The organism is Vibrio maerlii, assembly GCF_003415655.1.
GTDB classification, from domain to species: Bacteria; Pseudomonadota; Gammaproteobacteria; order Enterobacterales; family Vibrionaceae; genus Vibrio; species Vibrio maerlii.
In genome coordinates, this window is sequence record NZ_QRHC01000005.1 from 324,144 (window position 1) to 339,895 (window position 15,752).

Genomic DNA, 15,752 nt, shown 5'->3' on the forward strand with positions numbered 1-15,752 from the left:
AGCAATATAACCAATAATCTCATTAACAAAAACCCAACAAAAATAGGGTTAATTGCACTGTATGATCTATATCTAATCTTGAAAAAGAACAGAAAGTGAAAAAGCAGGCAACAATTCTGCTTTGCCACCTGTTCTAATATTTCATCGGCTGATTTTAATCACTATTGCATCGGCTTGATTTCGAGGTTGAAGCTTACTGCCCCGACTTTACTTACTCTCAATTGACCAGATGACCCAATCTCTAGCCCGGTCGTCACGAAGTTTTTCGCACAATGATCGCCTAACTGATTACCACTCTCCACCTTGTGGTTGTGTTGACCCACAGCCCAAGTGGACTCAATTCCGGCAGGCATAATAGACACGCTTCCATCAGTCAGATCAGCCACACCAAAGAGTGCATTGACCGCTGGTGTTTCATCTGAACAGCACAAACCCTTCTCTATCGTCATCGCGACTTCTTTCAGGTCGACATGCATGCTGCGTGTATTGCGTAGGTAATCATCGAATAGCGCTCGTATCAACAACACGCTACCTACGGCATCTTCTGCGGAGTCTGCATCAACAAGATAAAAGGCAAATTGTCCATTCATCACCCAAGCATAATCAAACACTAACGGCATGTTTGTCGATGATTGAAGCAGACGATAGTTGCATTTCCAGTTACCTTGAGAGGTGTCCTTTTCTGGAAGCAATGCATGCAGCAAGTCGCGCGCAGCGCTTGGGTTATTTTGCAGGTAATCTAGGTGCCAGTGCAGCTCTTGCTCTTCAGGCACTTCTCCCCCACCCTCTACACGAAACCACTGAGCAGAAAAGTCACGCTGCCCATGAAGCAGGCTGGTAGAATCTTCAAGGGTGTTATCCACTGCAGAAAGCAGATGCCGATAGTTCTCTATTGGTTTGGGCAGAAAATCTTTAATACCAAAACGCAATGCCTTGGCGACCTCAGACATTTGCTCAGTGCCAGAGACAACAATGATAGGTAAGGATGGATACTCTAGCTGCACTTCTTCTACAAACTCGATACCATCTAGAATGGGCATAGAAAGATCACAAAGGACCAAATCTGGAACTTCAGACGAGAGGCTTTGCAAGCCATCTAATCCATTCTCAGATTCGGTTACTCGGTAGCCTTGGTGAGTCAAAAAGTTGGTGGTAACTCGTCGAAATACAGGGTCGTCATCGACAACAAGTATATGTTTTGGCTCTAACGAGCTATTGGCCATAACAACCGCTGACTGTTGTTGAGTGTCGTACATTCACTTCCCTCACAAAATTGTTCTACTACTTATTGTTATTATTAGATTTGTTGCATTAGCTTTAAGAATGGCGTTTTCATTCTTGACCTACTTAACAGTAGTCAGAAAAAGTCATGAGTTCAAATTCCATATACTAAGGCTTGTGGACTATGTTTAGAAAACCCCACAACATGTTGATATTTCTCAAGCTTATATAAGGTTAGTCGCGATAGATTAGTCCTTCAATGACATTTTAGTCACCAAGCCATAAGAAATGGTTTGAACAATGTTCTTTAGGAACAGATATTTATATGAAATTAGACGATTTAAATTTATTTAGACTTGTGGTCGAAAATGGGAGCTACACAGCAACATCCCGCAAGACCACGATCCCAGTTGCAACCATTACGCGACGTATCCAAGCTCTTGAAGACTCACTGAATCTAAGACTTCTCAATCGTCACGCCCGCAAGTTGGTGTTAACTGAAGTTGGTGAGCGTTTTTACGAGCAATGTGCTCCTTTACTTAAATCGTTAACGAATGTTACAGAAGAGATCACGGATGACTGTAAAGGTGCATCAGGTAAGTTGAAAATCTCTGCACCTTCTAACCTAACCAAACGATTGATCCTACCTACCCTGAATGCGTTTATGCATGCTTATCCAGATATCCAACTTGATATCACAATGAGCCCGCAAGCCGATCAGCTTGATCCAACCGAGTGGGATGTAATCTTCCGTGTTGGCCCACAACGAGACTCAAGCCTTATTGCTCGTAAGATCAACACGATCGAGGATATCTTGGTCGCAAGCCCTAGTTATTTAAAAGAGCACCCTGAACCGAAACACGCTGAAGAGCTGTGTGACCATCAGCTACTCAAAGGCTACCCTCTGATGAAGTGGAAGCTGGTCAATGGCCAAGGTGATATCGTGATCAACAATGACAAGGGTCGCTTTGAAGCCAACGCAATGAACGTTGTTCGCCGTGCATGTTCCGATGGTCTAGGCATCACTCTTATGCCTGATGTCATGCTACAAGAGTACTTCCGTACTGGCCACCTAGTTCGTATTCTCGATGACTGGCACGCAAACCCACGTGATGTATTCATGCTATACAACAACAAAGACCACCAGCCAGAGAAAGTGCGCCTGTTTATCGATTTCGTGATCAACTATCACGATAGTAAATCTTAAATAACGAGAAGCAGTAAGCAGCGAGTAAGATCGGAAACGCTAGAGACTAAAAAGCCAGATATAATCTCTGGCTTTTCTCTATCTGTTTGCAGTGACCTACTTCACAGCGACGAATTAAGCGCCCTCGTTGTGCAGCTCAAGGTTTGCTAGATCTTGCTGGATTTCACGCTGAACCTTCGCGTCGTCATTACGCAGTGAATCAAGGAAGTCTAGGTAAGCTTGATCGATATCACCTGTCACGTATTCACCGTTAAATACTGACGTATCGAACTGTGTAATTTCTTGGTTTCCTTGACCAACCGCTTCAACTAGGTCTTCTAGCGTTTGGAAGATAAGCGCATCCGCGCCGATCTGATCACAAATCGTTTGGTTGTCACGGCCGTGAGCAATCAACTCGTTTGCACTTGGCATATCAATGCCATACACGTTCGGGAAACGAACTTCTGGCGCAGCTGAAACCATGTATACCTTATTCGCACCTGAGTCACGAGCCATCTCGATGATCTGCTCAGACGTGGTACCACGAACAATAGAGTCATCAACGAGCAGTACGTTTTTGCCCTTAAACTCAGAACGAATAGCGTTAAGCTTGCGGCGAACAGACTTCTTACGTTGCTGTTGACCAGGCATAATAAAGGTACGTGCGATATAACGGTTCTTCACAAAGCCTTGACGGTATGGCTTGTCGATTGCTTGAGCAATACGCAAAGCGATATCATTTGAAGTCTCAGGGATTGGGATAACAACGTCGATATCTAGGTCTGAGTACTCTTCTTTGATGCGTTGGCCTAGCTTCTCACCCATTCCCACACGAGCGCTGTAAACCGAAATCTTGTCGATGAATGAATCAGGACGAGCGAAGTAAACAAACTCAAAGATACATGGGTTTAGTTTCGGGTTATCTGCACATTGTTTAGTGTGTAGTTGACCATCAAATGTCGCGTAAATCGCTTCACCTGGTGCTACGTCACGCACAAAGTCGAAACCTACCGCATCAAGTGCCACTGACTCAGACGCCACCATGTATTCGGTTTGACCTTCAACTTCACGCTTACCTAAGCAAAGTGGACGGATACCATTTGGATCACGGAAAGCAATCATGCCGTGGCCGATGATCATCGCAGCAACTGCGTAAGCACCACGGATAGTACGGTGAACATTCGCTACAGCGCGGAAAACGTCTTCAGAGGTTACGTTACCTTTTACTGTATCAATCTCATGCGCTAGCACGTTTAGTAGAACTTCAGAGTCTGAAGTCGTGTTAACGTGACGGCGATCTTTTTCGAAAAGCTTCTGACGAACATCCGCTGCATTGGTAAGGTTACCGTTGTGCGCAAGTGTGATACCAAAAGGAGAGTTTACGTAGAAAGGTTGAGCTTCTGAAGCGCTTGAGCTACCCGCGGTTGGGTAACGCACGTGACCAATACCTACAGTGCCTTGAAGGCGTTGCATGTGTTTAGCTTCAAATACGTCTTTCACTAGACCGTTTGCTTTACGCAGACGAAAACGATTGCTTTCTATGGTACAAATACCCGCTGCATCTTGGCCGCGATGTTGTAACACAGTAAGTGCATCATAAATTGACTGGTTTACGGGAGTGTTTCCCACCATACCAACGATACCACACATGCCATTATCCTCGATTTATCGACAATGTCTGGCACTAGATTGTGCCAGATAAAAAACTAGACGTTGCTTGCAAGTGTTCGAAAAACGGAGCAATGATTCGACGGAATTCCGGAATCAGCTCTGAGCTTTTCCACCACTCGGAACTTGGTGCAGATGTAAATGCATCCATGAAAAACAGTGCTGCCGAAACAATCAGTACCCCGCGAAGGCCACCAAAGACGATACCGAGAACTCTATCGGTACCAGACAGTCCTGTTTTTTGTACCAGTTGGGCTACGACATAATTGACGATTGCACCAACAATTAGTGTGGCAACAAACAATGCAGCAATAGCTGCACCATTTCGAACCATGTCATCTTCTATATTGGTAAAGTACACCGCGAGTTTCGCGTAGTACTGGCTAGCGATAAAAAACGCGCCAAACCAGATAACAAGAGACAGTGATTCTTTAACAAAACCACGAACTAAACTGATCAAGGCTGATAAGCCAATCACACCTAAAATGACGAAATCTATCCAAATCATGGGGTCTACATCTTTTAGTTGGCGCGCATTTTAACAGAAAAAATGCTGACGCAAACGTTTTCTTATGGGTTTAGTGGTTTAAATTTGAGCAATTGGCCCTTTGAGCCTGTAATTTTTTGTAACTCAACCAATTGTTTCTCTAACTTCGTTTTCGATACATCTGGCCCAATAATTACACGAGTAAATGAACTCTCTTGCTTGGTGTGTGCTTGATAACCTCGGTTTTGCAAATCCTTAACAAGGACTTTAGCATTCTCAGCATTCTTCAATGCCATTAGCTGAATGATCCAAGCGCTATCTTGATACTCATTTTTCTCAGCGACGGGTCGAGGCTTCACTTCAACTTTATCGTCTTGAGGTAGAGTCGCTGGTTCTGGTGGCGTCGATGCAATACCCGTATCTACCACCAATTCTTCACCTACTGTCGCCTCGACAGGTGACTCAGGCAGAACAGCGTTGTCTTCGATAGGTAATAGGACCTCGAAGGTTTCTGGATTTTGCTCAATCTCTGGCTTTAGCGGGATTGCAGCAAACTCTTCCTTGTAATGAAGTTTTTGACCATCAAACAAGTCCGGCAGGACAATCACGCCTGCCGCAACGAGAATGACAGTGCCAACTAGTCGGCTTTGAAACTTACTTGCCACTCTGTCTCCTTAGTTATTCATTTCCCAGTGCTCAAGCACTTCGCCCACAGTGTGGAATGAGCCTACAACCAATACTACATCTTCTTCGGCACACTCTGATATCGCTGCTTTAAACGCCGCTTTTGGAGTGTCATAAGGGGCAGTACCTTCCGGTAAGTAAGTTAGCAACTCTTCAGCCGTCGCTGCTCGTGGGCCCGTCAAAGATGCTGGGTACCAGTAGTGAGCGATTGGAGCAAGGGTTGCGATGGTTTCCTTGATGTCCTTGTCGTGGAGCATGGCCACAACGACATGAATCTGTTTCTCAGGGAAGCGTTTTTTGACTTGCTCAACCAGGTACTCAGCCGAATGCGGGTTGTGTGCAACATCGAGTACTATATGAGGTTTACAACCAAGCTTCTGCATACGTCCAGCAAGGCGCGCATTTTTAAGACCATTGACAATATTGATGTCAGTGATTGCCAGTTCAGCACAACCCAGAGCCATCAACGCAGTTGCAGCATTCTGAACTGGCAGTGTTGGTAAAGGCAGATCATCTAGTGTGAAGCTGCCACTACGCCAAATCCACTTATCGTCTTCAACTTGATAATCGTATTGAATACCAACTTGGTGTAGCTTCGCACCGATATCATCTGCGTGAGCAGCTACCGTTGCCGGTGGTTTTGGTTGACCACATACCGCAGGTTTGTTTGCACGGTAAATACCTGCTTTTTCAAAACCAATGACATTGATGTCATCGCCTAGCCAATCAACATGATCAATAGCAAGACTAGTAATAACAGAAACATCATGGTCGACGACATTGGTTGCATCTAAGCGACCACCTAGGCCCACTTCGAGCAATACAACTTCCACCTCTTCTGACTGGAACAAACGCAATGCAGCCAGAGTACCAAATTCAAACAAGCTTAAACTCGTTTCACCACGAGCCTGATTAATAAAATGGAAAGCTTCCGTGTGCTTATCATCTGAGAGATCACGGCCGTTTACACGTACACGCTCGTTGTACTTGATGAGGTGCGGTGAACTATAAACTCCGACAGAGTAACCTGCGTCTAAAAGCACGGCTTCCATGATCGCGCATGTTGAGCCTTTACCATTAGTGCCAGCAACAGTAATGACTGTTGGTGCAGGTTTAGTGAGGTTTGCTGATTGAGCGACAGATTGAACACGGTCTAAACCGAGGTCAATTGCAGAGGTATGTAGGTTGGTTAAATAATCAAGCCACATCTCTAATGATGATGTGGCTTGTGGAGTAGGAAAATTGTTCATCTAACGGGTAACCAAATGTAGTGTGGTTGTGTTAGAGACTACTTTACTATTTTTCTTTCGCTTCTGGTACTTCGTAAGCGTCTTGTTTTGGTGCTTCGTCGACAGAAACCACCAAAGGCGAGCTGTAATTGGTTAATTTTGCAACAATACCCGCTACTCGTTGACGCATTTCACGGCGGTCAACGATCATGTCGATAGCACCATGCTCAAGTAAAAATTCGCTGCGTTGGAAACCTTCAGGAAGATCTTCACGTACCGTTTGCTCAATAACACGACGGCCAGCGAAGCCAATCAGTGCTTTTGGCTCACCGATGTTGATATCACCTAGCATAGCCAAACTTGCCGACACACCACCCATTGTTGGGTCAGTCATCACTGAAATGTATGGCAGACCTTTATCAGAAAGACGCTCTAGAGCAGCACTGGTTTTCGCCATTTGCATTAGAGACATCAAGGCTTCTTGCATGCGAGCACCACCCGACGCAGAGAAACAGACTAGACCACAATTGTTTTCGATTGCAGCTTCAACAGCACGGACAAAACGAGCACCAACAACTGAGCCCATTGAGCCGCCCATGAATGAGAATTCAAAAGCACACGCTACGATTGGCATACCTAATAGTTCGCCTTTCATCACGATCAAAGCGTCTTTCTCGCCACTGTTCTTTTGAGCTGCAGAGATACGCTCTTTATAACGCTTGGAATCTTTAAACTTCAGTTTGTCTTGTGGCTCAAGATCCGTTGCGATTTCTTGACGGTTAGTCTCGTCAAGGAACGTCTCTAGGCGACGACGCGCTTTCATGCGCATGTGGTGATTACACTTAGGACAAACTTCTAGATTACGTTGAAGTTCTGCTTGATATAGTACCTGTTCACAAGAGGTACATTTCGTCCACACACCCTCAGGGATAGAAGCTTTGCGTGAACTTACGATGTTGCTTTTTTCTAAAATCTTTTCAAGCCAACTCATGGAAGACCTTTTCTCTCAACTCTTCCGCCTCATTGCGAAAGATAAAAATTCATTAATGCGTGTGGATTAAACCACATTCACGCCCAAGTGTAGATAAAAAACTGGTTGTACCTATTTTTAATAAAGCCGTTCAGAAATATCAAGCACTGTCATTCAGTTACCTAACAATGCTCGATAAATTAATTATTATCAGCTTAAATCATCCGGCAAGAAGAGAGGTCCAATAGGCTCACGCGGTAAATCAAACTCTTGTGGATAATCCACATCAACTAAGTAAAGACCTTCCGCTTTTGCTGTCGCGCCGGCTAATTTGCGATCTTTCGCTTCAAGTAGCCATTTGATCCACTCTGGCTTTTGCTCACCCTTACCGACCGCAATCAAGCTTCCGGTGATATTACGTACCATATGGTGAACAAATGCATTCGCCTTAATATCAATAATGACGTAGTGACCATGACGCGTCACGTTCAAGTGCATGATATTTCGCCATGGACTGCGAGACTGACAATGAACAGCACGGAAAGAGGTAAAATCGTTCTCACCGAGTAGGTATTGACCCGCCTCATGCATCTTTTGTTCATCAAGGTGTCCGTGATAATGACTAACACCACTTGATAGGATGCCTGGTCTCAATGCGTTATTGAAAATGATGTATCGGTAACGACGTGCCGTTGCAGAAAAGCGAGCATGAAACTCTTCCGGTACTTCTTTTGCCCAACGTACTGCGATGTCTTTTGGCATGTTGGCGTTTGCCCCCATCATCCACGCGACAAGCTTACGATTAGAGTCTGTTTCGAAATGCACCACTTGGCCTGTGCCATGCACACCTGCATCGGTGCGACCAGCACACTGAACCTCTACTGGGTGATTGGCAATTACAGTCAGCGCTTTTTCTAGCTCTTGTTGAACACTCTTCACATCTCTCTGGCGTTGCCAGCCAAAGTAGTGAGTACCGTTGTACTCAATACCCAAAGCAATCTTCATACTCATTATCTCTCATCGCGACGAACGCGGGATTATAATCGTTGAGGCGTTGAATACCAACCCGTGCCGATTTGATTACCATAAAAACAAGAGCAGCCATCAGGCTGCTCTTGAGTTATTAGGTTGATGTCTTCGCTATGAACGGTCGAGGTTATCAATCAAGCCCTTGGCTTCACGTCTAATATCATCGTTGCCAAATACGATCGCTTCTTCAAGAAGCTTTCTTGCACCGCTTGCATCATTCATTTCGATATAGATTTTAGCCAAATCGAGTTTACTCGATGCCTCCGCGTTCTCATCCACATCGTAATTACCAATATCACCAATCACGTCAGGAAACTCATTAAGACCGACATCCAACTTTAACTCTTCTTCGTCAGGGTCAATACCCTGCTCTTCAACCTCTACCTGAGCCATCAGTTCATCAATTGTCATAAACGGTTGTGCAGAAGGTTCGGCTACGGTCTCTTGGATTTGAGAATCTGGTTGTGTGATGGATGCAGTGCTGTCAAACCCAGCCCAATCATCACCATCTAATGCCTCAGTGCTTAACATGGACTCAAGATCCATGCCTGCACTATCGATATCGCTCTGTGCTAGCGACTCACTTGGTTTAAAGTCCGACAACTCATCCGAGAGTAAATTCGAGATGGTGTGTTCATCATTCCCTTTTTCAAGTTCGATATCATCAGAAGCGATCGCGTCTTGCTTGGATAAATCATCCGTCGGTGTTGAGAAGATATCATGCAGAGCATCTTGATCATTGTCAGCGCTCACTGGTGCAAGTTCGGATTGGAACGAACTATCGTCAGCAGTGAACTCTTGAGCAAAATCCTTCTCATTGATCTCAAAGTCACCCGCTTGAGCAAAAGACTCTAATGCTTGTTCTTCACCAAACTCAGGTAACTCAATATCATCGATACTAAAATCGTCTTGCTCTACATCTTGTTGAGATTCTGGCTCTGACAGCATCTCAGCTTCAAATGGCTCATCAGCAAACGCCTCGAATGCATCAGTTTCATCAAAAGTAGGAAGGTCAAAATCATCGAGCTCTAATTTATCATCATCTTCTGACTGAGGATCTAATGGTTCAGGTGGTTCAATCGCTGCTTCTAGCGCATCAGACTCATCAAACGTTGGTAGCTCAAGGTCGTCGAAATCAAAGAGATCTTCTTCAGACTTTGCGACGCTCTCTGAAACAGATTCCTGAACGTCCGGTACCTCAGTCGTTGGTTCCTCAGCTACCGCTTCAAACGCATCAGACTCATCAAACGTTGGTAGCTCAAGATCGTCGAAGTCAAAGAGCTCTTCCTCAGACTCTGCGACGGTCTCTGAAACAGGTTCCTGAACTTCCGGTACCTTAGTCGTTGGCTCCTCGGCTACCGCTTCAAACGCGTCAGACTCATCGAACGTTGGCAGTTCAAGGTCGTCGAAATCAAAAGTATCTTCATCAAATTTTGCTACAGACTCAGAAGCAGGCTCTTGAGTTTCAGGAGCTTCGATCGTTGGCTCTTCTGATAGAGCTTCAAACGCGTCAGACTCATCGAACGTTGGCAGTTCAAGGTCGTCGAAATCAAAAGTATCTTCATCAAATTTTTCTACAGACTCAGAAGCAGGCTCTTGAGTTTCAGGAGCTTCGATCGTTGGCTCTTCTGATAGAGCTTCAAACGCATCGGATTCATCAGACTTTGGTGCTGCCTCAGAAACAGGCTCTTGTACTTGAGGTGCCTCAATTGCTGGCTCTTCTACTGCTGGATGTTCAGATTCAGTTGCAAGTGAAGGCGCTTCCAACTCACCAGACACCATGCTTGGATCGACTGATTCAACATCTTCATCAAACAACCAGTCTTCGTCTTGAGGGATACCAAACTCATTAGGTTCCATGCCCGCCGAGATTGCAGGCTCCTCAGGCTTTTTCTCCGACTCAGTAGTAAGCCCTAACTCTTCAAGCAGAGAGTCTTCTTGCTCCAAGCTGAGCTCGTCTTCGCTGCCAAACTCTTGCGTTGCTTCAATGCTTGGTTCGAAATCAAAACCATCAGACGTTGATTCTGTATTTTTAGGAGCTGAGCTTTCAAAAGACTCCAAGTCTTCAACGCTATCTTGTATATCGGCATCATCAAATAGATTGTTAAATTCTTCATTTACATCTTCAGGTGTCGACTCCGCTTGTTCTCTATCATCGAACAGAGGATCCCCAGCAGGAGCGATATCAGCCATGTCATCGATGAAGTCGTGACGATCAAAGCTTGGCTCCGATTTTAGTTCAGCAGGCGTTTTGTCCTCAGGCAGATCTAGAGAAAGACTATCTAGCGCATCGAGAGCCTCATCTTCAGCAGTATGTGATGCTGGCGCACCTCGTTCAAAGTCATCAATGGAGTCCGCAAGTAATTGGTCGAATTCTGACAGGCCTTCATCACCTGAGGATGCTAATTCATCTGAGGCCGTTTGCGGCTCTGATAGCAGTTCATCCAGCATCTCCGTGCTATCTTCATCGATTTCGAAAGCATCGCCTGGGCTGTCGTCACTCAATAGTTCGTCAAGTAACGCTGTCTCGTTATCAATATCTGAACTCTCGAGATCTAACAATTCATCCAACATAACCGTGCTATCAGATAAGTTGTGTTCGGATTCATCATCGAGTCCAATCAGCTCTTCAAAATCGTCTTTGTTGTCAGAACGAGCATTATCGGCAAGTAATGAATCGATATCGTCAAAATCGGTGTTTGATTCTGACTCTTCATCTAGACCAATTAACTCATCGAAATCATCAAGAGAACCAGGTGCGTTGTCTGCAAGTAACGAGTCAATGTCATCAACGCTATCGTTTGTGTCATCTAAGCCAATAAGTTCATCAAACTCACTAGAAGAACTGGTTGCAGGTGTCTCTTTCTCTGGTGCGTGGTCAGCAAGCAATGCATCGATATCATCAAAATCACCAACGGTGTCTGCCAATGCGCTGTCATCAACCATTTCATCGAGCAAATCAGTGCTGTTTGATGCCAACAAGGCATCAATATCATCACTGTCTAAATCAATGGATTCATCTAAAAGTTCTGTACTCTCTTCTGCATTACCTTCGCGCTCTACTTGCGCAAAAATATCATCGATGTCATCTAGGCTAGCGATGTCGTTATCGCTCGATGTATCTTCACTTGGACTTGATTCAGCGATCAGTGCGTCGATATCAAAATCATTATCGAGTAATTGGTCATCTTCAATGCCAGGTGCTTCTTCAGACGCTGTATTGAACAAGTCATCGAGCAGTGATTGATCTAAGCTATCGCCACCAAGCTCTTCATTTTCACCATCAGAGTCTAAAAGCGCTTCGATATCATCTTGTGAGATCGCGTCAGCGTCTGACAAATCGAAATCAGAGCCTTCGCTCTCAGCACTGATGTCATCAAGCGCGCGCTCCATCTCTTCCAGACCAACCGCTTTGTCTTCGCCGTCAACGCTAATACCGTTGGCACTCTCGTCAAGACCGGCAAAATCACCGTCATCACCGATGCTTGCGAATGGGTCATCTTCACCTTCGAGGTTGAAATCTAGATCGTCATCTTCAAGGTTAGAGAAGATGTCGTCACTACCGTCTTCTTTAGAGGCATCATCAAATAAGTTGTCATCACCAAACAAGTCATCATCCGTGCTAATGTCACCAAACAAGTCCTCTTCAAGGTCAATGTCATCATCGACATCGTCTTGCGGTAGGGTCGCAATATTCGATGCTTGATCAGTCGTTTGCTGAGCTTGTTGTGCAGGCTCTTCAGAGGATGAGCGTCGGCCCAATAACAGAACAACAATCAAGCCAATCAAAAGGCCTGGAATAATGGCTAATGCGGCAACCAACCAAGTATTTGAAAGCAGTTGATCGACCAAGGTTGGCTCAATACTCTTCAACTCGGCTTGACGCTGGCGCTCCTCAGAGAGTAAACGCTCGACTTCATCGCGGATTCTTGCTTCGTCATTTAATTCACCTTTCAGTGAATCCACCTCAACTTGCACTTCCGATAGCATCAATCTGAGTTGGTGATTACGCTCTTCAAGCGCCATCACCTCAGACTCTGAAGCATTCAGTTGTTTTTCTACATTGGCAAGCTCTGCTAATTGAGCCACATCTTTGGCCTTAGCTTCGGTATTTGGTTGCTCTTTTGGAGCAACCTCCTCAGGCTCTGGAACTAACTCTGGCTTGCTTTCAACTGGCTCCGGTTGAGGTTTCGGCTGGGGCTTGACAGGCGTTTGGGTTACTGGAGCTACTACAGGCGGCACGCTAGCTTGGTTTAACTTAGTCTGGTGCGCTTCCATCACGCGAACGGCTTCGTTCACAGAGACATTGCGAACCTGAGCTAAGGAAGGAACGCGCAAGCTGCTACCTGGGATCAAGCTATGAATATTTTGGTCTTCAAACGCTTGAGGATTTAATTGATAAATCGCGTAAAGGGTTTGTTGAACCGAAACACTCGTCGAAGGACGTAATGCGGAGGAAATTGACCACAAGGTCTCATTAGCCCCGGTTGGGCCATAGAAACGGGAAGGCTGCTGATTTGCAGAGTTCGTTGCACGATTAAATTGCTCAGAAAATTGGGGCGCAGAACGAACTTCTCCATTCGGGCCTAGAACCCGAATCACTTCTGCATTAGAAGACGATATCTGAGTGGCAATCGCTAACGTGGCAGGTAGTAGCAATTGCTTGAAAAATTGACGCATAAAAGCTCAGCCGATGCTCTGTTAATAAATTTTAAAATTTGATCTACCTAATATATCGGATAAACCGCGCAAAACTATAGTTAACACTGCGAAAAATGTGTCACTGAAGCAATAAACAACCGAATAATCATCAGACTGCCGGTAAATTGAGCATAAAAAACGCCTCCCTATGCTGAGAGGCGCTTTAATTTGGTCTTTTTGAGCTCCAGATGAAGAGCGGTATTAAGGTTAGAAGTAGTCTCGAATCAGTAGTTCTGCGATTTGCACTGCATTAGTCGCGGCACCTTTGCGCACATTGTCAGCAACTACCCACATGTTAAGGCCACTGTGATGGCTGATATCGTTACGGATACGGCCAACCATTACATGGTCCTTACCACCAGCATCACGAACTTGTGTTGGAAAGTCTTGACCATAGAACACTTCCACACCCTCTGTCTGCTCTAATAGTTGAGCTGCATGTTCTGCACCAATTGGGCTACGAGTTTCAATGTGTAGTGATTCAGCGTGACCGTAGAATACTGGTACACGAACACAGGTCGGATTCACTGTGATTGAAGCATCATTGAAGATCTTTTGTGTTTCCCAAACCATCTTCATTTCTTCACGCGTGTAGCCATTTTCCGTGAATTCATCGATTTGAGGAATGCAGTTAAATGCAATTTGCTGAGAGAACGCTTCCGGCTCTGCAGGCATACCATTCAGTAGCTTCGCTGTTTGGCCCGCTAACTCATCGATACCTGATTTACCTGCACCTGATACAGATTGGTAAGTCGATACGTTAATACGCTCGATACCCACTTCATCATGAATAGGCTTCAACGCGACTAACATCTGAATTGTTGAGCAGTTTGGGTTTGCAATGATGTTGCGGTTACGGAACTCTGCAACGGCTTCTGGGTTAACTTCTGGCACAACCAGAGGAATATCATACTCGTAACGGAATTTAGACGTGTTATCGATCACCACTACGCCTTCATCCGCTGCTATAGGTGCCCACTTCTCAGAAAGATCACCACCAGCAGAGAATAGTGCGATATGCACTTGTGACCAATCAAAGTCTTCTACGTTTTGAACGCGAACGGTCTTACCATTGAAACGGTAAGTTTTGCCTTCACTGCGCTCACTTGCTAATAAGAAAAGCTCGCCAACCGGAAACTTACGCTCTTGAAGTACTTCAAGCATGGTTTCGCCTACGGCACCCGTTGCTCCGAAAATAGCGACATTAAATTCTTGGCTCATTGCTTATCTCGTATTGTTAGTTGAATATATCGTTAGTTAGATATTTTGATCATAAAACCTAATTTTGATAGTGGCTCTAGATTACAACTAGAGTCTCCTACCAAAGTGATCGCACTGTATTCGCGTCTATCCCAGTATTGCTTGCGCATCAGGTCAAAAGCCTCTGGCTTTTCGATTTCACGACGGAACAATGCATCGTCATAGCGCACATCATAAATCAACTGAGTTAAATTGTGCAGTGTTGCTTCATCCCATGCTCGATTCAGGGTGACTTCAGGCACTGGAGCTATCGGTAAAAGACCAGCGGCGTTAGCCCAAAGATCGCGCCCTAGGAACTCACAGTAGCTATTGAAAATCATCGTCGTTCCGCGAGCTTTACCTTCAAGGCCATAACCTGCGACATGCGGCGTCGCAAAGGCGAGTAATGGTAGAAGCTCAAGATCAACCTTTGGCTCGAACTCAAATACATCTAATACAGCAGTAAAGCCGTCGTTTACGAGAAGGCGATTCTTCAGCGCCGTATTGTCAACAATTGGACCACGCGCAGCGTTAATTAGGATTTGATCACCACGAAGTGAGGCTAAACGCGCTTCATCCATTAGATGATAAGTGGGATGATCCCCTGTTTTCTCGATAGGCGTATGCAGGGTAATGACGTCAGATTGCTCTAACAAGGTATCCAAATCAGTAAACCGTCGTGTATCGCCCGCTTCTTGTTTTGGTGGGTCATTGATCAGTACATTGATACCAATGCCTTGCAAACATTCAGCTAGGTAGCTACCCACCTGACCAGCACCGATAATACCGACTGTCTTATCAAAAACTGAGAAGCCTTTTTGTTGTGATAACACCATGAGTGAGCTAAATACATACTCTGCCACGCCGACTTTGTTGCAGCCAGGCGCAGCTGTGAAGAAGATTCCTTTTTCAGCCAATAAACCTTGATCGACATGATCCATTCCGGCTGTTGCTGTGCCGACAAACTTTAGTTTATTGGCTTTTTCTAGCAGGTTCTCATTTACCTTAGTCACTGAGCGAATCATTAACGCATCGACATCAATCAGGTCGTCGGTGGTAATTTCACGTCCAGATTTCAGTGTTACTTCACCCAGTTGCTCAAACAGCTCAACCGCATAAGGCATCGCTTCATCGATTAGAATCTTCATCCGTTTACTCTATTTTCTTTGGCCTGCTGACCTTTTTTCATAGTTCGATTGTGCTAAAAACTGACTTGAGTAGCAAATAGTATTGCCTTATCACTTATTCCTATACACCAGATAGCAAAAAGCCCGGCACAAAGGCCGGGCAAAACATCCAGAACAAAAGGATCTTATCCCGCTCTCCAGTGAGATAAAT

General features: G+C 45.1%; 11 protein-coding genes. 1 reads left to right on the forward strand and 10 read right to left on the reverse strand.

Annotated features, from left to right (window positions below):
• Positions 1 to 161: 161 nt before the first annotated feature.
• Entirely contained in the window at positions 162 to 1,256 is a 1,095-nt protein-coding gene (locus DPF91_RS11125) for a response regulator (protein WP_117234497.1), read from the reverse strand.
• A gap of 290 nt (positions 1,257 to 1,546) precedes the next feature.
• Between DPF91_RS11125 and DPF91_RS11130 the strand changes: the two genes are divergently transcribed.
• The gene (locus DPF91_RS11130; RefSeq protein ID WP_117234498.1) at positions 1,547 to 2,428 is read left to right on the forward strand and encodes a LysR family transcriptional regulator; all 882 of its coding nucleotides are present in this window, start codon (positions 1,547 to 1,549) and stop codon (positions 2,426 to 2,428) included.
• Between the two features lie 114 nt (positions 2,429 to 2,542).
• Here DPF91_RS11130 and purF read toward each other — a convergent pair whose 3' ends face one another.
• From purF to DPF91_RS11175, 9 genes are all read right to left on the reverse strand, one after another.
• The gene (gene purF, locus DPF91_RS11135; protein WP_117234499.1) at positions 2,543 to 4,057 is read right to left on the reverse strand and encodes an amidophosphoribosyltransferase; all 1,515 of its coding nucleotides are present in this window, start codon (positions 4,055 to 4,057) and stop codon (positions 2,543 to 2,545) included.
• Between the two features lie 34 nt (positions 4,058 to 4,091).
• Entirely contained in the window at positions 4,092 to 4,583 is a 492-nt protein-coding gene (locus tag DPF91_RS11140) for a CvpA family protein (protein WP_117234500.1), read from the reverse strand.
• A 62-nt stretch (positions 4,584 to 4,645) separates the two neighbouring features.
• Entirely contained in the window at positions 4,646 to 5,227 is a 582-nt protein-coding gene (locus tag DPF91_RS11145; RefSeq protein ID WP_117234501.1) for an SPOR domain-containing protein, read from the reverse strand.
• A 9-nt stretch (positions 5,228 to 5,236) separates the two neighbouring features.
• The gene (gene folC, locus DPF91_RS11150) at positions 5,237 to 6,496 is read right to left on the reverse strand and encodes a bifunctional tetrahydrofolate synthase/dihydrofolate synthase (RefSeq protein WP_117234502.1); all 1,260 of its coding nucleotides are present in this window, start codon (positions 6,494 to 6,496) and stop codon (positions 5,237 to 5,239) included.
• 46 nt (positions 6,497 to 6,542) lie between these two features.
• On the reverse strand, positions 6,543 to 7,466 hold the full coding sequence (gene accD, locus DPF91_RS11155; protein WP_117234503.1) for an acetyl-CoA carboxylase, carboxyltransferase subunit beta: 924 nt from the start codon (positions 7,464 to 7,466) through the stop codon (positions 6,543 to 6,545).
• Between the two features lie 189 nt (positions 7,467 to 7,655).
• A complete protein-coding gene (truA, locus tag DPF91_RS11160; RefSeq protein ID WP_117234560.1) occupies positions 7,656 to 8,450 on the reverse strand; it encodes a tRNA pseudouridine(38-40) synthase TruA in 795 nt (264 codons plus the stop codon).
• 135 nt (positions 8,451 to 8,585) lie between these two features.
• A complete protein-coding gene (locus DPF91_RS11165; RefSeq protein WP_117234504.1) occupies positions 8,586 to 13,154 on the reverse strand; it encodes a FimV/HubP family polar landmark protein in 4,569 nt (1,522 codons plus the stop codon).
• A gap of 228 nt (positions 13,155 to 13,382) precedes the next feature.
• Positions 13,383 to 14,396: an aspartate-semialdehyde dehydrogenase gene (locus DPF91_RS11170; protein ID WP_117234505.1), complete on the reverse strand. Its 1,014-nt coding sequence runs from the start codon at positions 14,394 to 14,396 to the stop codon at positions 13,383 to 13,385.
• Positions 14,397 to 14,428: 32 nt separating this feature from the next.
• Entirely contained in the window at positions 14,429 to 15,562 is a 1,134-nt protein-coding gene (locus DPF91_RS11175; protein WP_117234506.1) for a 4-phosphoerythronate dehydrogenase, read from the reverse strand.
• Positions 15,563 to 15,752: the final 190 nt, after the last annotated feature.